This is a genomic window from Streptomyces sp. NPDC048290 (assembly GCF_040652095.1).
Taxonomy (GTDB): Bacteria; Actinomycetota; Actinomycetes; order Streptomycetales; family Streptomycetaceae; genus Streptomyces.
The window spans coordinates 1-21596 of the sequence record NZ_JBEZLM010000016.1 but is presented as its reverse complement, the minus strand read 5'-3'; the positions used below and the strand labels follow the sequence as shown (position 1 = coordinate 21596).

Genomic DNA, 21596 nt, shown 5'->3' with positions numbered 1-21596 from the left:
GCCCGCAGCGGCGTGTCCCGCCGGTGCGGGGCCGGCGCGGACGGCCACGCCGCCGGGCCGGACACCCTTTACGCCGACCGCGGATACGACCACGACAAATACCGCAAGCAGGTCCGGACTGCCGGAATCACCCCGGTCATCGCGCGGTGCGGAACCCTGCACGGATCGGGGCTGGGCGTGCACCGGTGGGTGGTCGAGCAGAGCTTCGCGCTGCTGCACTGGTTCCGCCGGTTACGCATCCGCTGGGAGATCCGCGACGACATCCACGAAGCCTTCCTCAGCCTTGCCTGCGCAATCATCTGCTGGCGCAGACTGAAGAACTTGTCACTTTGTTAGGAGTTCTTAGAGGGCATCTGATCAACGGTCAGGCTGGTGTGGGCTGGATGTCCGTTTCGAATCGCCAGGTTGGTGTGGATTCTCCCGTGAGCTCGCGGGCCATTTTGTTAGCCATCGCCCAGTGGATCATCGTCCGTGATCTTTGCGGCAGCGCTTCGTAGTCCCGCGCGAGGCGGCGGTGCTGCATCAGCCAGCCAAAAGTCCGCTCGATCACCCACCGCTTCGGCAGCGGCTCGAAGCCCTTCGTCCGGGGCCGCTGCACCACCTCCACATCGATGCCCAGCCCGGCGCCGTGATTGAGGACGCTGTTCTGGTAGCCGCCGTCGGCCCAGACCTTGGTCACCGTGGGGTGTGCCGCAGCCAGGTCGTCGAGCAGCAGCTTCCCTCCGGTGGTGTCGTGCACTGACGCGGCGGTGACGAGGACGGCCAGGACCAGGCCGAGGGTGTCCGTGACCAGGTGCCGCTTGCGCCCTTTGATCTTCTTGCCGGCGTCGATGCCCTGGCTGCTCTCGGCGACGTTTCCCGAGGTCTTGACGCTCTGCGCGTCCACGACGGCGGCCGTCGGTTCCGCGCTGCGGCCGCCGACCCTGCGGGCCTTGTCCCGCAACAGGTCGTGGACCTGCTCGGTCGTCCCGTCCGCCTCCCACTTCGCGTAGTAGTCGTACACCGTCTTGTACGGCGGGAAGTCGTGCGGCAGGTGCTCCCACGGGATACCGGTGCGGTTGACGTACAGGATGGCGTTGACGATCTCCCGCAGATCGTGCACCCGGGCCGCCGTGCCAGGACCCGTTCGCCCGGCACGCCAGACGACGAAGACCGGCTCGATCAAGGCCCAGCGGGCATCGGACACATCACTGCGGTACGGACGACGCTCATTCACACACCCAGCAACGACCACCAACACCATCAGTCACAAAATCATCCTGAACTACCCGCTATCCAGATCAGATGCCCTCTTAGTGCTGACAGATTCCAACGAAGGGGTCAGTGGCCGAAACCACCCTTGTACCTCCAATGGTCATGCATATCGAATGTCTGAGCCAGATGAAGATCATGTGAGGAAGTTGGGGGTTCGAGCATGTCATGGCGTGACGCGACCGGAGGGGACCGGCGAAGAACATGCCGACGGTTGAACAGACTTACGACCGGAATCACGTCGATGGCTCTCCTCGCGTCGCTGCCGGTGTTCGCAGCAACAGCGACGGCTATGCCATCGGATGTGGCCGTCGCGTCCGTCTCCGCTGAGACCACGCATCGTGAGGCCGCTGATCGTGCCGCCGTGATCGGGGAGCAGGTCGAGGTCACCGGTGAGCGCACCGAGTACTCGACTACCATGGCCAACCCGGACGGCACCTACACGCTCGTACAGTCGGCCGTGCCACAGCGAGCGAAGGACGACACTGGTTCCTGGCAGCCTGTGGACGCCACTCTCGAACGGCGGAACGACGGCACCATAGCCCCCAAGTCCGCCGTGGTGGACCTGGCCTTTTCCGGCGGGGGCGACGGTGCAGGCATGATCCGGCTGGGCAATGAGGACGGGACGCTGCGTCTCGACTGGCCAGGCGCACTGCCTGAGCCCCGGCTAGATGGGGCAAAGGCCGTCTATGCCAATGTCCTCAATGGCGTCGATCTCGAACTCACAGCCACTGCCGAGGGATACCGTGAGGTGCTGGTGGTCAAGTCCGCCGAGGCGGCTGCTGACCCGGCGCTTGAGCAGATCGATCTGACGGTCTCGGCCACCGACTTGGAAGTCGTCCCGGGTGCGGGTGGTGGTGTGCGTGCAATCGACTCTGACGGCAACACCGTGTTCAAGGGTCCCGCGGGCCAGATGTGGGACTCCGCGAGCCAAGTCAGTTCGCCCGCGAGGGAAGGCTTGGGAACTCAGCTTGGCCGAAGTGCTGAGAGCGAGGTGCCGGACCCGGTGGAAGTGGGCACCCAACCACGCGCCGGTGATGCCAGCGCCGTCATGCCCGTGCGGGTGGATGCCGACAGAATCGCTGTGAAACCCGATCTCTCCCTGCTGCGCGGCGCGGACACCGTGTACCCCGTCTACATTGACCCTTCGTTCGGTCTCGGGGTTTCCGAACGGACCGTGCTGTCCTCCGACGGCGACAAATTCTGGCAGTTCAACGGTGACTACGGCGTCGGACGCTGCAGCGTCTCGGGCCCGTACTACTGCGGCAGCAACTACACCAACCGCATGTACTTCGAGTTTTCGCCGTCGAAGCTGTCCGGTAAGCACGTCCTCGACGCCACCTTCCGCGCATATGAGACCTGGTCTTTCAGCTGCGAACCCAAGTGGGTCGACTTGGAGCGCACCGACAACATCTCCGAGGGCACCCGTTGGCCCGGCCCTACCCAACTGGATCAGATGGGCGACCGGCACATCTCTGCGGGTCGCGGCACCCAGTGCAGCCCCGCGCAGCCCGATCAGTGGGTCGAGTTCAACGACAACCCTGACGAGACCGACGAGAACCTCTCCTCCACCGTGCGCAAGTTTGCGGACGGCGCGATCTCCCGGCTCACCTTCCTGTTGCGAGCCAAGGACGAGACCGACCCCGAGGCGTGGAAGCGATTCGACGACAACGCTGAACTCAAAGTCACCTACGTCTTCAAGCCAGGTGTACCGACCGATGTCGGCGTCATTCCGGGCGATGGGACCACCGCGTACTGCAAGAAGTCCCCATCCGACCCGCTCGTTGTAACCCGAATCGACCCTATGGTGCAGGCCCGGGTGCAGACCAAGGTTGAGCACGGCTTGGGCTCTGAGGAGGGCTTGCTACAGGCCGAGTTCATTGTCGAGCGCGGTGACGACGCCGCCTGGCACCAGGTTTGGTCAGGCCACCGGCCCGACTCCGGCTGGGATCCGGACGACACGCTGGAGAAGCTGCGCACCTCCAGCCGGGCGGACGGCGGTCTGTACCGGCTGCGCGCCCGCACCCAGTCCCACTGGACATACGTCACCAAGCCAGGCGACCTGTTCTCCTCGTACTCCTCTTGGTGCTACTTCAAGATTGACTCTACGGCTCCCAAGGCCCCGACAATCACCACCATCAGCCCATACACCCAGTGCATCACCAACCTGTGCGAGGGCAAGGGCGGACCTGGCGTGCCTGGCAGCTTCACCTTCCGGCCGAACGCCGCCGACAAGGACATCACCGGCTACCGCTGGCGGCTGTTGCCCAGCGCGGCGAACACGACCAGGACGGTGACCGGCTCCCCGGTCACCGTGGAAGACGTCACTCCATCACTAGCGGGCACTCAGACGCTGTCGGTGGAGGCCAAGGACGTGCGCAACCGCTGGGGCACGCCAGCCGAGTTCACCTTCAAGGCCGCACCGGCGGCTGGCCCTGTCGGCACCTGGCACTTCGATGACGGAGCACCTGACTCTGGCGTGACCGTGGCCAAGGACACCGCGACCGAGGGAACCCGTCACGACGCGACGCTCCACGAGAGCGCCGGTTGGTCGACACTCGCCCGCCGTGGCGACAACGACTATTCGTTGTGGATGGACAGCGGTGTCCCGACCACCAAGTACTACGCCGCTACCGCTTCCCCAGCAGTGAACAGCAAGGACTCGTTCACCATCTCGGCCTGGGCCTACCTGACCGATGCCGAGTCCACCCACGCCGTAATGGCTGCCCCTGGCACGAACGGCTCGGCGTTCACGTTGTACTACTCCGCCTCATACCGGAAGTGGGTCTTCAACCGGACCACCGCGGATGTGTCGACCAACGCTGTCTACCTGCGGTCCCTCGGTGACGCCACCAGCCCGCCGCTGCGGGTATGGACACATCTGGCCGGCGTCTTCGACACCAAGAGCGATACCGACAAGACCAACGATACGATCCAGCTGTTCGTCAACGGCCGCCCGCAAGGCAAGCCAGTACTGCTCAACTCGCTGTCGACCGCATACACCCCCTGGGCATCCACTGGCGGTCTGCAGTTCGGGCGTTCCCTGGTCAACGGCGCGTACGGCGAGCACTTCCAGGGCCGCTTGGATGAGCTGAACGTGTGGCAGCGAGTCCTCACCCCCGACGAGATCGCCGAGCAGGCCCAGTTGTTGGAGAGCGGCATCCCTGCCAACGAGCTCGTCGCCCACTGGGACGCGGGCACCTCCACCGGCACCGAGGTCAAGGAGCTGTCCTCGTATCCCGTGGGGAATCTGAAGCTGTCAGCCACTGGCGCGGTGCTGGACGCCGAGAACAACGCCCTGGTGCTGGACGGCACCGCCGGCTACGCCTGGACGGCAGGTCCGGTCACCGACGAGACCGGCTCGTTCACCGTCTCTGCCCGAGTTCGGCTGGACTCCGCGAAGCTGGCTGACAAGCCGGTCGGCTACCAGGGCGTGGTGGCCGGGCAGCAGGCGAGCGCGGGCGAGTCGTCCTGGGCGTTGTGGGTGGTGAAGCCCGCTGACGGCGTCTACCAGTGGAAGTTGACTCGGACCGCGTTGGGCGCCGACGGCAGGGTCACCCAGAGCGCTCAGGTGCCAGGTGGCGATGTCGCCCAGATCGATACCTGGGTGCAGGTCACTGGTGTCTTCGACGCCCAGGAGGCATGGGAGTGGACTGACCCGGCCGACCCGTCGAGGACGGAGACCCGTCACGGCAGACTCCATTTGTTTGTGGGCGAGTTCGATCAGCCCTCCGAGACCGACTCCGGGTTCACCGTCCCGCAGCACGGTTCCGGCACCGTGGCCGTCGGCCGCGGCAGCCACGGCGGCAGTACGAAGCACTACTTGCCCGGTTCCCTGGAGGAGCTGCGGGTGTGGACCGGCGCGATGACTGCCGACCAGGTCCGCTCCCAGGTCCTCGGCGGTTGACCTGCCTTGTGGTCGGCCCGGTGCGGGACTCCCGCCCCGGGCCGCTTCAACCCTGCCCAGATCGTCGGCGCGCTCTTCTCACGTCTCTTCTTCTCACCTCTCAGAAAGAGGACAGCATGCGACACAGACCACCGGCCCGGCCTGGCCGGGCCAGAACAGGAGCATCCGGGGCACCCTGGATTCGGCGGGTCGGGGTGATCGTCGGCATCGGTCTGATGCCCGGGCTGCTCGCCCCTGCAGCAGCGGTTGCCAACGATGTCGATCCGCTCGGCCGACCCAAACTGTCTGCCCCGCAAGCGGTGAAGGTTGAGCCGTTCACTGCCCAGCAGGATCCGCGGACGGTCGCAGCCGTGCGGGAGGCAGCCGGTGCGGACCAGAGCGCGGCCGCCCGCGCTCGCAGGGACCAGGCCATAACCACCGCCTGGCCTGGCGGTGGTTCCGCTCGGCTCACCCTACCTGCGTCCGGAAGGGCGGAAGCTGAGCCGGGCGGGCTGCCCGTCACCCTGAAGGCGCCGACCGAGAACAGGGCCGAGAGTGCCCGATCAGTCACCGTGACAGTCCTCGATCAGGCGGCGTCGCGGGCACTGGGTGTCAAGGGCGTGGTGCTGAGGGTGTCCGGCCCGAAGAAGGGCGGCCGGGCCGAGCTTGGCATCAATTACTCTGCGTTCGCGTCGGCGTACGGAGGGGGCTGGGCCAGCCGCCTCCAGTTCGCGCGCTTGTCGGGTTGTGACCCCGAAGCTGCGAAGTGTCGCACCGCGACATCAGTCGACTTCACCAACAACCGAGGTGAGGAGGAGTTGACTACCGAGTTGTCCTTCGCGCCGGCGGCCGAGACCGGAACCCCTGCCATCATGCTGGCGGTCAACGCTGGCACGGCCTCCGCCGACGGCGACTACAAAGCGACCCCGTTGTCGGCTTCCTCCACCTGGGAGGCCGGCGGTAGCTCCGGAACATTCACGTGGAGCTATCCACTCAAAGCGCCCCAGCCCGCTGCGGGGCAGACTCCGCAGATGGCGATCTCCTACGACTCCGGCAGTGTGGACGGCCGAACCGCCACCACCAACAACCAGGGCACCAACGTCGGTGAGGGCTTCGATTTAACTTCGTCGTACATTGAGCGAAAGTACGGCTCCTGCACCGATGACGGGCACAGCGACAGATACGACCTGTGCTGGAAGTACGACAATGCATCCTTGGTGCTGAACGGCCAGGCCACCGAGCTTGTCAAGGACGACACCACCGGCGAGTGGCGGCTGAAGAACGACGACGCCTCCAAGGTCACCCGATCCACAGGGGCGGACAACGGCGACGACAACGGTGAGCACTGGACCGTTGTCACCGGTGACGGCACCAAGTACGTCTTCGGCCTGAACAAGCTCGACGGCGCGGCAGCCGACGTACGCACCAAATCGGTGTGGACCGTGCCCGTCTTCGGTGACGACGAGGGCGAACCCGGCTACGCGGAGGGCACTTCGTTCTCTGGCCGGGACAAGAAGCAGGCGTGGCGCTGGAACCTCGACTACAGCGAGGACAGCCATGGCAACGCCATGACCTACTGGTACGAGGACGAGACCAACAACTATGACAAACTCGGCGACGATGACACCGGGACCTCCTACATCCGTGGCGGCTACCTGAGGGAGATCCGCTACGGGCAGCGCGCCGATGCCTTGTTCAGTGCCACTCCGGCCGCCTCGCACAAGATCGTCCTCAGCCACGCGGAGCGGTGCCTCGCCTCTGGCAATGGTTGCGACGCGTTGACCGAGAGCACCCGGGACAACTGGCCGGACGTACCCTTCGACCGGATCTGCAAGGACGGCGAGAAGTGCGCTTACTTGGACAGCCCGACCTTTTTCACCCGTAAGCGGATCACCGCCGTTACCACCTATGTCTGGGATGCGGCTGCGGCCACCCCGGCGTTCACGCCGGTGGACACCTGGGAACTCAAGCATCTCTACCTGGACCCGGGTGACACAGGGGACGCGACCGACCAGTCGCTGTGGCTGGACGAGATCAAGCACACAGGCAAGCACGGCACCGACCTCACCCTGGACCCGGTGAAGTTCTCCCACGTCTTTCTGCCGAACCGGGTCGACGGCCCGAGCGACGACATCCTGTCCTTCGAGAGGCCCCGGCTGAAGCAGGTCGTGTCCGAGACGGGTGCGCAGACCATAGTCGACTATCTGCCGGCGGACTGCGCCGTCGGCCAGACCATGCCCAAGGTGGATGAGAACACCAGGCGTTGCTTCCCGGTGTACTGGTCGCCCTACGGCCAGGCGGAGCCGATTCTCGACTGGTTCCAGAAGTACCCGGTCAGCTCGGTGCGCACCACCGACCCGCTCGGTGGCTCGGAGGCCGTTCAGCACACCTACCAGTACTCCGGCGGCGGAGCCTGGCACTACAACGAGGACCCGCTGACCCCGGTCAAGGAGCGCACCTGGTCCGAATGGCGAGGCTTCGGCAAGGTCACCCAGCTCACCGGGCCCTCGGGCGCCACCCAGACCAAGACCGTGACCGTGTTCCTGCGGGGCATGAACGGTGACCGCATCCTTGGGACGGACGGTAGGACGCCGGACCCGGAGGCCCGCAGGACAGTAAAGGTCGCGGGGATCACGGCTGCCGAGATCACCGACTCTGAGCAGTTCGCCGGTCTCACCAGGGAAACCGTCTCCTACGACGGCGCCCTCGAGGTCTCCGGCACCGTCAACGACCCTTGGTCCAAGCGGACGGCCACCCAGCACAAGTCCTATGCCGACACTGAGGCGTACTACGTGCGCGTCGGCGCCTCGCACGCCCGTACCCACATCACCAGCAAGGTGACTCCGTACGACCGGGTCCGCACCACGAGGACTACGTACGACGACTACGGCATGGTCGCCACCGTAGAAGACCTGGGCGACAACTCGGTCTCCGGTGACGAAAAGTGCACCCGTATCTGGTACGCCCGTAGCGAGGCCAGCGGCCTTACATCGCTGGTCTCCAGGACCCGGATCGTCGCCCGGGCCTGCGCTGTCGCAGACGCCGATCTGGACCTGCCCGCGGACCACAGCCGGACAGGGGACGTCGTATCCGACTCCGCGACTGCCTACGACACCGTGACGTGGTCGGCCAGCCAGACGCCCACCAAGGGTGACCCTCGGTGGACCGGGCGCGCCAAAGGGTACGGAACCGACAACCAGCCGCAGTGGCAGCAGACCGCCGTCACCGAGTACGACAAGCTCGGTCGGCCGACATTGGTGAAGAACGCCGACAGCGCTACCACATCCACGACGGAGTACGTGCCGCCTGCTGCTGGCCCGCTGACGCGGACGACAGTCGGCAACGCCAAGGCCCACAAGTCCGTCACGGTCCACGACTTTGCCAGCGGTGCCGAACTGAAGGTCACCGACGCGAACGGCAAGGTAACCGAGACCGCGTACGACAGCCTGGGCCGAGTCACGAGCGTGTGGCTGCCCAACCGCTCCCGCGCGCTCGGGAAGAGCGCGAACTATGTCTACGCCTACACTGTCAAGTCCACCTCACCTCCGTGGGTGTCCAGCGCCACCCTCAACGGCGACGGCTCCGGATACAACACCACCTATGAGATCTACGACTCGCTGCTGCGCACTCGCCAGGTGCAGGCCCCGTCGGCCGCAGGCGGGCGGATCATCGCCCAGACCTTGTACGACGGCCGCGGCAACCCCGTGACCGCCCAGTCCGACATCTGGGACGACAAGGCCGTTCCCTCCGGCACCATCGCACAGATCGACGGCGGTCAGGCACCCCGGCAGACGGACAGCACCTACGACGGCGCCGGCCGGGTCACCAAAGTGGTCACCAAGAGCTACGGTGTCGCTGAGTGGTCGGTTGTCACGACCTACCGTGGCGACACTGTTCTCACCAGCGCCCCGGCCGGCGGCAGCGCTAGTGCGGTGGTCACCAACGCTCTCGGCCAGACCGTCGAGCGGCGCGACTACGCGAGCACCCAGCCCACCGGGACCGCTTTCATGACCACCCAGTACACCTTCGACGCCGCCGACCGGCAGAAGAGCATCACCGCGCACGACCGATCGGCCTGGACGTACAAGTACGACCTCTTCGGGCGTCAGACGTCCGTCACCGACCCCGACAAGGGTACGACGGACACTGAGCACAACCAGCTCGATCAGGCGGTCAGGTCCACCGACAGCCGCGGCAAGGAACTGTTGTTCGAGTACGACATCCTCGGCCGTAAGACCGGCATGTGGCAGATGTCCAAGACGGACGCGAACAAGCTGGCGGCCTGGACGTTCGACACCTTGGCCAAGGGCCAGCAGGATACGGCCGTACGGTACGAGGGCGGGGTCACAGGCAGGGCCTACACCCAGAAGGTCACCGCTTACGACGCCATGTACAAGGTCACCGGCAATCAGCTGATACTGCCCGTGGACGACGAGCTGGTCAGATCCGGAGTGCCGGACAAGCTGTCCTTCTCCACCGGATACAACCTGGACGGCACCGTCAAGCAGGCGGCTGCGCCCGCTGTGGCCGGGCTGCCCGCTGAGACCGTGTCGTACACCCACGATGCGCAGGGCCGGGTTCTGACCGCCAGGGGCACCACCGGCTACCTCCAGGGAGTCACCTACTCGCCGCTTGGTGACCTGCGCCAGATGACCCTCGCCACCGACCCGACCTCCGCCAGGAAGATGTATGTCAATCACGACTACGAGGCTGGTACCCGCCGACTGACCCGGTCGTACGTCACGGACGATGTCCATGGATACATGCTCCAGGAGATGAAGTACACCCAGGACGACGCAGGCAACATCACGTCTCTCTTCGACGGCACGACCCTGGGCGGCACTGGTAAGGAGGACTACCAGTGCTTCGCCTACGACGGCTACCGGCGCCTGAGTGAGGCTTGGACCCCGAAGACGGCCGATTGCGCCGCGACCGGCCGCACCACCGCCAACCTCGGCGGGGCCGCACCGTACTGGACCGGCTACGACTACAACGTCTCAGGACTGCGCTCTCAGCAGACAGAGCACAGCACTTCGGGCGATGTCACCACCGAGTACAAGTACGGTACCGCCAAGGGCCAGCCGCACGCGCTGTCTTCGACGGTGACTGGCACGAAGACCGAGTCGTACACGTACGACGTCACCGGCAACACTGAGACCCGGCCGGGCACCCAGGGCCCCCAGACCCTGACCTGGAACGCCGAAGGCAGGCTCGCCACAGCGAGCGAACCCGCCACGGGCGGCACTCCGGCCACCGGCACCGGCTATGTCTATGACGCGAGTGGGGAGTTGCTGATCAGGCGGCCCACCACCACCGACGGCGAGACGGTGCTCTACCTCGGCGTCACTGAGGTCCGGCTCAAGGTCAGCGGCAAGGGCGCCACCAAGGCCCTCTCCGGTGCTCGCACCTACAAGGCGGGGGACACTGTCCTCGGCGTGCGGACCTCCACCGCGGGCCAGACCGATACGAAGCTGACCTTCCTCGCCGGTGACCACCACGGCACCGCCAGCTTGGCGATCACCTCAGACACGCTGGCCTTCACCAAGCGGTACACCATGCCCTTCGGTGGTACACGCGGCCCGGCGTCCGACAGTTGGCCCGACGACAAGGCATTCCTCGGAAAGCCCGCAGACCGAACGACGGGACTGACGCTGCTCGGAGCACGCCAGTACGATTCGAGCCTCGGTCGCTTCCTGAGCGTAGATCCGCTGCTCGAACCCGATAAACCACTGACCCTGAACGGCTACGCCTATGCAGGCGACAACCCTGTGACCAACGCCGACCCGACCGGTATGGCCTTTATTCTCATTCCCGGCAACATCATGGTTGGCAACACCTCCGGCGGCGGTGGTGGAGGCGGTGGCGGTGGCGGAAGTGGAGGCGGAGGTGGAGGCGGTGGTACGGCCTCCACCTCGTCCGGAGGCTCGACAGGCCGGTCCGTCACCCCGTGGACGCCCGGCGCCACATTCAACTACATCACCAAGTCCTGGGACCTGCCGTTCAACCCGCCCATCCAGACCATGGACGAGTGGCTGGCATCGATCCGCGATTGGGGCATCGTCGACGACCCCAAGGCGGCGAACCGCTGGGAGACGTCCCGTTCCCTGTTCTTTGGCTGGCTGTGGGGTGGCGGATACCCCCTGCGGGAGCACCAGGACTTCCGGGGCGGAGACGCGTTCACCGCAATCCTGGCGGTCGACCCGACCGTGTCCGAGATGCGCGCGACACTCGTGGGACAGGCCCGGGACAAAGGGATGAAGGCCCCGTACGCGAAGGAAGCGGCGAACATGGACTACAAAGACGTAGGTCCCGAGCCCGGAAGCCCCTGGTACAAGTTCAACTCCTTGCGCGGTTTCGCACTTGACATGTCCGGTGTTCTCACCAAAGGCGCGCTAGGGACGGAGAATCAGGCAGACGCATTCCTGGGCAGCTACAACGGACAGGGCCAGATCAAGTCAATCAACAAAAAGGACCAAAGCGTCACCCTGAGCTTCAAGGTGACGAACAAGTCCGACTGGCGATCTGCGACCCACGTCATACCCAGGTCGTGGAACCCTGCTTTCGAGGACACCTTCGGAGCGGCAGTGGTCGAGGACTTCTCCTGGGAGGAGAAGTGGCCGTTGAACGAGTGCGTGAACTACTCCGAGTGGCTCGACTAGCCAGGCAAGGCACTTGATCGATGGTGGGGGGCCGAGGCTGGCCACCAAACTCCGCCCCCCACCCTCGCCCTCACACTTAACCTCTAGGATGAGCCCGTGTTCAAGACCGTGTTGAAACCAACCCGATGGGTCGGTGCCGCCGTTGCTCCTCTCCTCCTGTTGACCGCGTGCGCTACTGATGAATCCGCGAGAGTCTCGGCGGACCGTGTCGTCGGGAATTGGAACGGACCCAACGGGGAAAGACTGTCGTTCTCGGCTGACCGGAAGTTTGCTGCCGCAGGTCTGGACTCGGAGAGGCTCGCCGAGACGGACTGCCCGGGTGGTGAATCGACCGGTAGTTGGGGGTTCATGGTTGACGAAGAGAATGGCAGCAGCTTCAGATCGAACACAGCGAAGTCGGGTTCATGGATCGGCCTCGGCTTCGAGCGCGAGTACTTCGGCTGCATCCTCGAACTCGCCATTGTCGACGGCGGCGACACCCTTTGCGCCACGAACGACCCCGACGTGCCGTGCAGCCTGGGCGTCCGCTTCATTCGTGAGAAGTGATCTTCGCCCGGGTCCGTGCCTCGGGTGATCGGCATCGGCGGAACGTCGCTGGCCCTTGACCGATCTCCCGGAGTTCTCCGGGCTTCGGACTGTCCGGGGTCACTGCCCTCCGACGCTTCACGGAGTGGACCGTGGCCAGGGTGTGGGCCAAGCTCCACCGCCTGGTCCTCGACGAACTCGGGTCCCAGGGCAGGCCGGACTGGTCGCGCTGCGCGATCGAGTCGGTCAGTGTCCGAGCCCTCAAAGGGGGCAACTGACGGGACCGGATCCGACCGACCGCGGCAAGGCCGGAGCGCAATCCACCTCGTCGTCGACTGCGGCGGCCTGCCTCTGTCCCTCGGTATCTCCGCCGCGAACCTCCACGACGGCCAGGCCCTGATCCCACTGGTCCGCGGCGTCCCACGCGTCCGCCAACGTAGCGGACCCGACGCCGGCGTCCCGGCAAGCTGCACGCAGATAGGGGCTACGACTACCGCCAGCCGCGGTGCCGACTGTCATCCTGCGGCATCCGGCACCGCATCGCCCGCAAGGGCATCGAATCATCCGTCAGCGAGTGCCTGAACATGTAAGGTCACAGTTGCAAACACTTGGAAGTTCGGGCTCTCTCGCGGGAGCCCGTTTCCATCTCGACTGCGCCCCCTCGTCGCACCGACCAGGGGGACGCAATCTCGATCGACCGAGGGCGCTCACCTCACCTAAGTTTCCCCAGCTCAGCGCGCCCGACCCCGCGGCTTCAGCGCGATCGTCGGCAGCTCAGGAGCCGGCAGCCGATCACCGTCGTACCCGGTCACCACCCCGAAGCGGTCGCCCTCCATCCAGTCCCGTCGGGCCTTCGCGATGTCCTCGTGCGAACGGCCGATGAAGTTCCACCACATCTCACGCGAGTTTGGTGTTTCCGCAGGTCAAGCGCAGTTTGTGTACCAGGGGGTCAGCAAAAGGTCAGCATCGCAGCGTGCTGTTTCCCTCCGCCTCACTGTGCGGCGGAGGTCCAACCCGGCTCAGGCGCCCAGTCCAACGTCCAGCATTCTGGCGGCCTTACCCACCGAGCCGGGCATGAGATGGCGATAGACCTTGAACGTGACGTCGACGCTCTTGTGTCCCATCCAGGCGGCGACGTCTGTGATCGGGATGCCCTGCGACAGGCAGTTCGAGGCGAAGAAGTGACGGAAGCCATACATGACCATCCCGTCAGGTATGTCCACGTCCCCGGATTTCTTGATCCGCTGCCATTGGTTCGCAAGGTAGTAGTAGGGGAACGTCTTGCCGCGATCCACTGGATGCCGGAGAAGGTAGCCATCGACAGTTCCATGCTTCTCTGCAAACCATTCGATGGTCCGCCTGATACGAGCAGGCAGCGGCACGTCACGGTAGTCTCCGGGCTTACGATGCTTGAGGCGCTCGTACTGCCTGGTGGTCTGGTTCACCTGCTCGGAAATTCGGTAGACGTCATCGGCAACAATGTTGTTGACTCGAATTGCCGCCGCTTCGCCGTTGCGCATTCCGCATCCACTCATGAGGTCGACAACCAACCGGAAGGTGTCGTCACCTGCATTACGGATTCCGCGAAGTTGGGCCACTGAGGGAATAACAGCGCGCTTGGGATGGTACTGAGGAGACTTAACCCCAGCAAGTGGGTTCTCCTCGAAGATTCCCAGCCTATAAGCATCGAGAAGAATTGCCTTGAGCTTGTCGAACGCATTGGATTGTGTCGCTAGGCCCGCACCATTTCGCTCCATGCTCTGGATGAATCGGTCCACGACCTTGTGATCGAACGAATCCATTCGCCGACTGCCAAGCAACGGAAGAATGTGATGGTCAAGCAACGAATCAAGGTGCCGCACCGAAGCCACTGCCAGGTCTCGCTGCCCTTGTCTCCACTCGGCAGCATAGACTTCAAACCGCATGGCGCCATACTTCTGGATACGTTCAGCCCTGCTATGGCCGCGAGTCGCCCCCTTCCTTTCTCGGTACACCTCCATGAGCCGCTCGATGGCTTTGCCCTGGGTCGAAAATCCGGACTCATCCGTCTGCTTCCCATTGATGTTTCGATATCTTATTTTGTAGGTATGGGGACACTTGGACCACCTCGACTCGGGGTGACCGCACTCTTTGAAGAAAGTACCCATCCCTCGAATGAGTCCCGTAAAAGCCAAACCGCCTAATTCCTCCTATCCATTGAGCCCACGAGAACGTACGAGAAGTGCTTTGCGGCACTTCAACTGTTTTTCTGCTGCTCGATCCATTTCAGAACTTCAGCAGTCTTGAATTGAATCTTTGCGTTCTTACCAGTGCCAAACCTATACACCTTTAGGCCGCAACGCCGAGCATCTCGGTAGACCCAGGTGAGCGACATATTGAGATACTGCGCGATCTCCTTGGCGTCCATGAAATGCTTTTTCATATTTCTCCTAGACCAGACTGCAGGAATCCGAGCGGAGGTCCACACAGCCTCCCAAGGCTGCCGAGGAGACCCTCCACAGCAATCGACTGAGACTGCACCTGCGAACTCAGCCATTGCAGACTTCAACTGCAATCAATGGTCACCGCGATCGCCGATTTTGCTAACCGGCGATCATGGTGTACTTTCCACACGGAGGGCCCCAGGAGCACGTGAGAACTCCCATGAGGCTCGACCTGCAGTGCTGCTCGCCAGGCGAGACAGCATCAACGCGAGCCGGACAGCGGGATCAACGCCCACGATCCACAGCAACATCTCGGGGATCTATCGGATGAGTGCGGACTTGGGTTGCAGGTCGCTCGCCTACCCTCAATTGCGGGTTAGGCTTTTGAGTGCGACGTTTCTCGGTGAGTCACACGTTGACATGTTCTCAGGGCAGCTTCCAGTGTTTCCCGGATCTTTCTTGTCTGCCGTGGGCGAATGTCGTGGCGTTCTTCCAGATCCGGCCAAGCGTCATGCTCTATCGCGGTAGCCGCTGCTGGATACGCCAGGAACGAACCCGAGGTCGGCGGTCCATGTCACGGATGCCATCCCTCGCACACCTATGGCCGCCTTGCCGCCATTCCAAGCCGCTAAGTTGGAGGCAGCCTCCATCGGACTTGCCACTGGGCAGCAGCGAATGCATGAGCGACACATCGACACACTGCCCGGCAAACCCGTCCTGGTGTCTCAGGCCAGCGAACCGGTCTGGGTACAGGTCCCCAGTGTGAGCCCTTCACCGGTGAGCCAGGCGAGGACATCGTCGGCCGCAGTGGTGTGGCAGCGCACGTTCAGGTCCTGGAGCCGGATGGTGTGATCGACGGTGCCCGACGCCTACTGCACGGGCCTCGTCCACCGCCGCGCACTGGACTTCCATCGGTCCATCCCGGCCCACCACACTCGCGAATCTGCGGTGCAGGACCTGCGACGCGTCCTCGCTGCCTGACCGGCATCCAGCCCCGGGTGGCCTCGAACATGTCTGCTGGCCCCAGCGGAACGACACCGATGGCCCCAGTTGGGGATCTTCGATGGGAAACGTGACCGAGTCTGTTGGCCCCACCCTCGAAGGCGCGGGCCGTGGCAGAATGCCGACATGGTTCTGATCCGAAAGGGCGATGCCGCGTAGGCGCCCGAAGGCCCTCCGCGCTGAGCGGTGGCGGCCACCCAAGCACGTGCTGGTCCGTCAGATTCCGGGTGTATCCGCTCGAACCCGGGCAGCAGTGCGACGTGTTGAGGCCGAGTACTTGTGGCCGGACGCGGTTGCTAACGCACTGAGCCGGTTCGAGTGGGCTTTCAGGCAGCCGGGACGATATCTGACTGGCCCTTATGAGAGTCCCGGCATCGAGATCGAAGACGGTCGAGATGATCTGGAAGTGGCTTTGCAGCGCCTGCCGAGAGGAGCTCGAGCTGATCTGGGCCGCTTGGCAGAGCAGATCGACATCGAGTTCGAGCGGCGTACTCTTCCGAACCCGGGCTGGGTGAGCGAATGGACAGCGGGGCGCTGGTGGTGGTGGCGCATTCGGGAACGGTGACACCGGTCGTCAGGAGCCCGCGCTGGCCTGTTGGCGGGCTCTGATGTGGGCCAGGCGGTAGGACTCGCTGCCGGTCTCGATGATGTTGCCGCCGAAGGTGAGCGGTCCACGATGGCTGCGCAGAGCCTGGGGTCGGTGAAGGTCTTGGTCCACGAGGAGAAGGATTCGTTGGAGGCGATGGCCATACTGTTCTTCTCCTCGCGCTCGGTCAGAACCTGGAACAGCAGTTCGGCTCCGCGCCGGTCAAGCTCCATGTAGCCAGCTCGTCAATACAGAGAAGATCGACCCGTCCGTAACGGGCGATCGTCTTGGTCAGCACCTTATCGTCGGCCGCTTCAACGAGTCCGTTGACCAGCTTGGTCGCCAGCACGTACTTGACCCGGAAACCCGCCATCGCGGCCTCTGTGCCCAGCGCGATCAGCAGGTGCGACTTGCCGGTGCCGCTGTCGCCGATCAGACACAGCGGCAGCCCTTTGCGGACCCACTCGCAGGAAGCAAGGGTGTGGATGGCAGCCGGGTCGATGGCGGGGTTCGCGTCGAACTCGAAGGTGCGCAGTGCCTTCTCGCGGGGGAAGCCCGCGGCTTTGATCCGGCGCTCGGAACGGCGCCTCGGCGACCAGTGCCTTGTGCTCGGCCCTGGGCGTTCGCGGGGACACCGCCACGCCGGAGTGCGCGGCCCGGAGCAGCGGGCCGGTTGCCGGGCCCCCACACACGGGCTGGGCCTTCTGCCGCGTCAGGCGGACAAGCAAGGTGCCCGCGTCCGGTGGCGTCGTCGATCACACCGGTGCAGTGTGCTCCTTCGGGTCACCGGCGAGTTGATCGAAGTACTCGTCGATCAGCCCGATCAGACCCTCCACGGCGTGCTGCTCGGTCTCGGGCGACCAGGGGTCCTCGGGACGGCCGTCGGGAAAGATCAGTCTCTCGGCCAGGACCCAGTACACCAGGGGGCTCCGGCCGTATCCCAGCCTGTCGGCGAGCCACTGCGCGAACCCGTGCAGCAGGGCTTCACCGGAGGCCATGCCATAGCCGTTGAGGAACCCGATCACGGCTGCGAATGTGACACGGTCGAGGAAGCCCTTCGGGTTGCTTCTGAAGTTGGCCCAGATGTCCTGGTGCGACCGTGTGGCCCTGCCCCGGCCGCGCCCCCAGGCGGCGGGCAGCTGCGACAGGTCGGTGCCGACCCCGAAGGTGGAGTACGAGACGGCCTCCGGCCCGACGCCGAGAGCCGTGAGGACGCTGCCGGCGCGGGCGGCGGGGTCGACGGGCCCGCCCTTCCGGGTCCACACGTGGGTTCCCGGGGCGTCGCCCTCGTGGTGGGTGACGACGAAGTCCGTTCCGTCCAGCTCGAAGTACGCCCCTCGCAACGGGCCGTGCCCGTCCCACGACGTCTCCAGAGTCAGCCTCAGCCGCTGCGCCACGGTCTCCAGGTCCACCGAGAGCAGGGCCAGCGACGACAAAGGCCAGGCCGTGCTCTGGAACATGGACGCCTGCCGCACCGGACTGTGCCCACTTGCCCGGGGTTCCGGCGCGGGCCCCCGGCCGTCCTCGGCATCGGGTATCTCGCTCATCTCATTCACGATGCACAGTCAACCAGTACACGATCTCACCGCCTCGCGTTCGGCGTTGTTCTCCGTCAGCGCCCGTGTTCGCTGTGGCCAGTGCCCGGTGCGGGGTCGTCGGACATGGCACGCAGCATCGCGGCGGTCTGGGCATCGCCGAGCGCGGCACCGGCGCTCCGGTGGCGATCGTCGCGTTCGAGGCCGAGCTCGGCCTCCAGCGCGACGATCGCCGCGGGTGTGTCTGAGGCGGGCGTGCCATCGGCGTTGTGACCGAGGCAGATGAGCGGCTCCGGCAGGTCACCGCAGCGAGGGCAGCGCAGATCGTCGGGGGCAGGTTCGCTCATCGTGCTCCTTGGACCTGCGGGGCTCGAACACCCCAAATGAGATGACTTCTAAAACGGCGGGTCGTCCGGGCCGGGCAGCACCACAGCCACAGTGTGTACGTGATAAACGGGGCAGCAGAGGTCTTCCGGTCCCGCACACGGAACTGAGGGATCGGGCCAGACGTCGACGCCCAGGTTGGTGACCCTGCGGCCGTCCAACTGCCGTTCCGTCCAGGAGCGCAGCTCGGTTTCGTCGAGGTCAGACGAACCGTCGAGTTCACCGACCAGGAAGCCGTCGTTGTTGGTGAGCCGCCACTTCTCCGGGGCGCCGAACAGGCTCGGCCACCACCGCAGCTCGTGGGTTGGCGGGCTGGTCTCGTCTGGGATGCCAGCCGGCACTGACCCGCACAGCGTGATCCCGGGCGTCCAGCCACGCCGTGACCGATTCCTCGGCCGCCGTGGTGAGACTGGCGGCGAGGCCGGGGTCGTCGTCCGCGAAGCGAGGCAGCCGGACGGCAAGCCATGCGTGACGCCGCTGGAAGGCCGCGACCTCAAAAGTGTCCAGGTCGAGCCCTCGGGCGGCCCGCTTGATCAGGGTCACGGACTCCTTGTCGACGTCCGCCATCGCCTTCAGGACATCTGCGTCGGTCACCGGCTCCGGGCGCGAGCGGTCCTGCAACAGGGCCAGGGTCTCGTCACGGACCTGGCCGGCATTCTCAGCAGTCCTCTGATCCGTCACCGTCTCGCCTCCGGTGTCCTGGACGGCCCCAGGGTGGCATGGCACGCGGCTTTGTGGGTCGAACTCCGGCGAGTCCGGCAGGGGAACCGTGCCCCACCACGGTCAACCACCTGGCGGAATGGAGAGTGCTGCACGAAGGAGTGGCCGGGCACACGAACGCTGGACGTGCGTGGGGCCGGGGAACATGAGAACGAAAGCCGGCGCCTGTGCCTCCAAGGCTGTCCCCGTGACCTACTCATGGGCTGTCGACCGGGACGGGACGCCAGTGCACCTGGACCCAGAGTGCTCGGGGACCCTCACGATCAAACCGGGCACGTCGAAGGACCTGTCGTGCACCGCAACCGGGCCGTCCGTCGGAGAAGCGACTCAGGGGGCGTACCACGGCGAGATCCACAACCTCCGACCGCGCCCTCACCGAGGAGGCGTACCAGCGCCTGGAGCGCCTGGCTGCGGACAACAGCAAGAAGATCGCCGCGCTCCCCGATCCGCAGACGCCCCGCTGAGGGCCCGACAGCCTCGCAGGTACGGGCCAGGCCGTACCACCCTGTCCGGCGGAGTGGCCGGAGCAGTGGGGACGGGCAATGAGGCCAGCGGTCGCCCCGCATCACGGACTCCATCGCCAGCAGCTTCTCGCTCGGCACCATACGGAACCTTCTACGAGCCCCAACCCGCGGCCAGGTCAGGAGTTCAGACCGCTCGATCAGTCCTCCGGCCGAAGCCGCTCACGAGCGGCCTCAAGCCGCTGGTCATAGTCAGGCGCGAACAGCTCAGGAAGCGCTTTGTCCAGCGTTCCGGCGATTCTATGGATCGGCGCCCACACCGCCGGATCGTCGACGACACTCGGATCGAGTGCACGGTGCGGGGCCGGCCTCCGCGCTTCGGCTTGGACTGGGCGGCGTGTCAGCGGGCGACGAAATCGCGGTGCCAGCGCAGCACCGTGTCCGGCCGCACCAGGAGCCGCATCCGGCGCACCATCTCCCGTGGCAGGCCATGGAAGAGCGACGCCAGGAACGCCCGGTCGCTCGCGTGGAATCGAACCCGCTGCCCGTTCAGCTGCCGCTCCAGAACCCCGATCTGATGGCGCAAGGCCAGGATCTCGACATCTTTCACGCGGTCGCTCATCGGTAGCAGTCGCAGCATCGCGAACGCATTCGTCACGCCCAGGTACGCCAGTCTCAGCAGCACGACCGATCATCATGCCGCGCCCACCGCCGCCGCGCGATAGCGGCGGGCTCGAGCGCCCACGGCTGGCACCGAAACCCCATCCCACCTGCATGGATGAGGAATTCGGCAAGGGCAACGTTCCATGATCGGTTGAGACACGGCTTCTGATCCGCACTGGCCTGTTTGTGACAGGTTGCTCTGGCTCCACTCCGGCACTGGAGGTGCTCCACTTGAGGTATGACGGGGCCGGGTGAGGGGCGTCAACCTGGCTCCGACAAGTTGTTTTGGCCCCACCCCGTTCGGGTGGGTTCGCTGGTCGTGGAGGGGGGCTGGGGCGGTAGCGTGAAAGGCATCGGATCCGGACCGGACGGAGGGCCCCCGACAGGCTCGACGGACCGCAGGATCTCGACCCGTGTTCGATCCGGGACCGTCGGATTCTCCGATCCGCGGTGGACGACGGGCAGGGGCATTGGTTCAGCCGGCGGAGAACGGACGGGCCCAGCAGTGGCTGAGGCCGGCGCCTGGTAGGGCGCCGGCCTCAGTGTCGTTGTCAGGAAGTAGCAATGCTGGACTCTCTCAACTGCTGGTGTGGCCGGAAGCTGATTGCTGCCTCGCCGCTGCTGTTCTGAGCGATTCCTCGTACTGTGGGCGGGAGAAGGTGAAGCTCCCGAGCGCGCTCAGATCCCAGTCGCGGAAGGTGTTCCGGAACGCCGACCACGTCACGGTTTGAGATGTCACGGTGATCCGGGCCATTAGTGCGGAGCAGTCATCCATGCCGCATGTGCACTCCAGAAGCGTCGTTTCGCCCTCCTTCCCGCCGCGAGGGAGGCTCTTCGACTCTCCAAGAAAGTGTCGATTAGGCCAGCCGAACCCAGCAGATAGCGGCATGTAGTCGCCCGCAAGCACCGGGGCGGGTTCGGAGGGGGATTCTTTGGCCAGATGTTCCTGTTCGGCTTGCGCGTAGGGCAGTTCCACTCGCCGGACTAGTTCTATCAGCGGAATTCCGTCCACCGTGATGTTTAGAAAACCTGGCCCTTTGGAGTGGGTGCGGATTTCCTGCGAAACCGTGGCCGGAGTGACGCTTCCCTCGAATCGGGGAGCCGGATAGTGGTATGTCACCTGGAAGTTGATTGACCGCATCCTTGCAGGGTAGCAGCGTTCGATGTTTGCGACTTGTGGTTGCAGAACTCATCCTTTGCCCCGCAGACGTCAGTATTGGCGGCGCTTTTTCTGCGTCTGGGCTAGGCGGAGACTATCGGTGCCGGTCTCGACGATGTGTGCGTTGAAGGTGACCCGGTCCACGATCGCCGAGCAGTGAGCTGAACCGGATTTTGTAGCGGCCCTGAAGCCAGGCATGATCGCCTCGGCAGATGGGAGAACAGGTCCGATGCCTGCACCACGGAAATACCCTGACGAGCTGCGTGAGCGAGCCGTCCGCGAAGTCCAGACCTCCGGTCGTCCGGTCGCCCATGTCGCGAAGGACCTGGGCATCCATAAGGA

12 protein-coding genes and 4 pseudogenes are annotated in these 21596 nt (G+C 65.0%); 6 read left to right on the top strand and 10 right to left on the bottom strand.

What is annotated here, in order from left to right:
- Positions 1 to 14: 14 nt before the first annotated feature.
- Positions 15 to 336, top strand: a pseudogene (locus AB0D49_RS25930) (transposase); the annotation flags it as partial.
- A 28-nt stretch (positions 337 to 364) separates the two neighbouring features.
- Here AB0D49_RS25930 and AB0D49_RS25925 read toward each other — a convergent pair.
- Positions 365 to 1216 (bottom strand): IS5 family transposase, encoded by an 852-nt coding sequence (locus AB0D49_RS25925; protein WP_362761550.1) that lies wholly within the window; start codon positions 1214 to 1216, stop codon positions 365 to 367.
- A gap of 279 nt (positions 1217 to 1495) precedes the next feature.
- Between AB0D49_RS25925 and AB0D49_RS25920 the strand changes: the two genes are divergently transcribed.
- The 4 genes and pseudogenes from AB0D49_RS25920 to AB0D49_RS25905 all read left to right on the top strand — a co-directional run.
- Positions 1496 to 5158, top strand: coding sequence for a LamG domain-containing protein (locus tag AB0D49_RS25920; RefSeq protein WP_362761548.1), 3663 nt, complete (start codon positions 1496 to 1498; stop codon positions 5156 to 5158).
- Positions 5159 to 5274: 116 nt separating this feature from the next.
- On the top strand, positions 5275 to 11796 hold the full coding sequence (locus tag AB0D49_RS25915; protein ID WP_362761546.1) for an RHS repeat-associated core domain-containing protein: 6522 nt from the start codon (positions 5275 to 5277) through the stop codon (positions 11794 to 11796).
- A 96-nt stretch (positions 11797 to 11892) separates the two neighbouring features.
- Positions 11893 to 12342, top strand: coding sequence for a hypothetical protein (locus AB0D49_RS25910; protein ID WP_362761545.1), 450 nt, complete (start codon positions 11893 to 11895; stop codon positions 12340 to 12342).
- Between the two features lie 77 nt (positions 12343 to 12419).
- Positions 12420 to 12887: pseudogene (locus AB0D49_RS25905) on the top strand (transposase); the annotation flags it as partial.
- Between the two features lie 165 nt (positions 12888 to 13052).
- On the opposite strand, the pseudogene AB0D49_RS25900 reads toward AB0D49_RS25905, so the two are convergent.
- From AB0D49_RS25900 to AB0D49_RS25860, 9 genes and pseudogenes are all read right to left on the bottom strand, one after another.
- Positions 13053 to 13217, bottom strand: a pseudogene (locus tag AB0D49_RS25900) (pirin family protein); the annotation flags it as partial.
- A gap of 123 nt (positions 13218 to 13340) precedes the next feature.
- Entirely contained in the window at positions 13341 to 14246 is a 906-nt protein-coding gene (locus tag AB0D49_RS25895; RefSeq protein WP_362761543.1) for a tyrosine-type recombinase/integrase, read from the bottom strand.
- A 311-nt stretch (positions 14247 to 14557) separates the two neighbouring features.
- Positions 14558 to 14728, bottom strand: coding sequence for a helix-turn-helix domain-containing protein (locus AB0D49_RS25890; RefSeq protein ID WP_362761542.1), 171 nt, complete (start codon positions 14726 to 14728; stop codon positions 14558 to 14560).
- A 1592-nt stretch (positions 14729 to 16320) separates the two neighbouring features.
- Positions 16321 to 16921, bottom strand: a pseudogene (gene istB / locus AB0D49_RS25885) (IS21-like element helper ATPase IstB); the annotation flags it as partial.
- A gap of 166 nt (positions 16922 to 17087) precedes the next feature.
- The gene (locus tag AB0D49_RS25880) at positions 17088 to 17879 is read right to left on the bottom strand and encodes a hypothetical protein (RefSeq protein ID WP_362761540.1); all 792 of its coding nucleotides are present in this window, start codon (positions 17877 to 17879) and stop codon (positions 17088 to 17090) included.
- A gap of 65 nt (positions 17880 to 17944) precedes the next feature.
- The gene (locus AB0D49_RS25875; RefSeq protein WP_362761538.1) at positions 17945 to 18214 is read right to left on the bottom strand and encodes a hypothetical protein; all 270 of its coding nucleotides are present in this window, start codon (positions 18212 to 18214) and stop codon (positions 17945 to 17947) included.
- A gap of 256 nt (positions 18215 to 18470) precedes the next feature.
- Complete coding sequence (locus AB0D49_RS25870) at positions 18471 to 18932, bottom strand: hypothetical protein (RefSeq protein WP_362761537.1); 462 nt, start codon at positions 18930 to 18932, stop codon at positions 18471 to 18473.
- Positions 18933 to 19832: 900 nt separating this feature from the next.
- Positions 19833 to 20117, bottom strand: a complete 285-nt coding sequence (locus tag AB0D49_RS25865) for a hypothetical protein (protein ID WP_362761535.1) — start codon at positions 20115 to 20117, stop codon at positions 19833 to 19835.
- Positions 20118 to 20672: 555 nt separating this feature from the next.
- Entirely contained in the window at positions 20673 to 21236 is a 564-nt protein-coding gene (locus AB0D49_RS25860; protein ID WP_362761533.1) for a hypothetical protein, read from the bottom strand.
- A gap of 214 nt (positions 21237 to 21450) precedes the next feature.
- Here AB0D49_RS25860 and AB0D49_RS25855 point away from each other — a divergent pair.
- Positions 21451 to 21596 (top strand): transposase (locus tag AB0D49_RS25855; protein WP_362761802.1); only part of this gene is annotated, 146 nt, incomplete at its 3' end.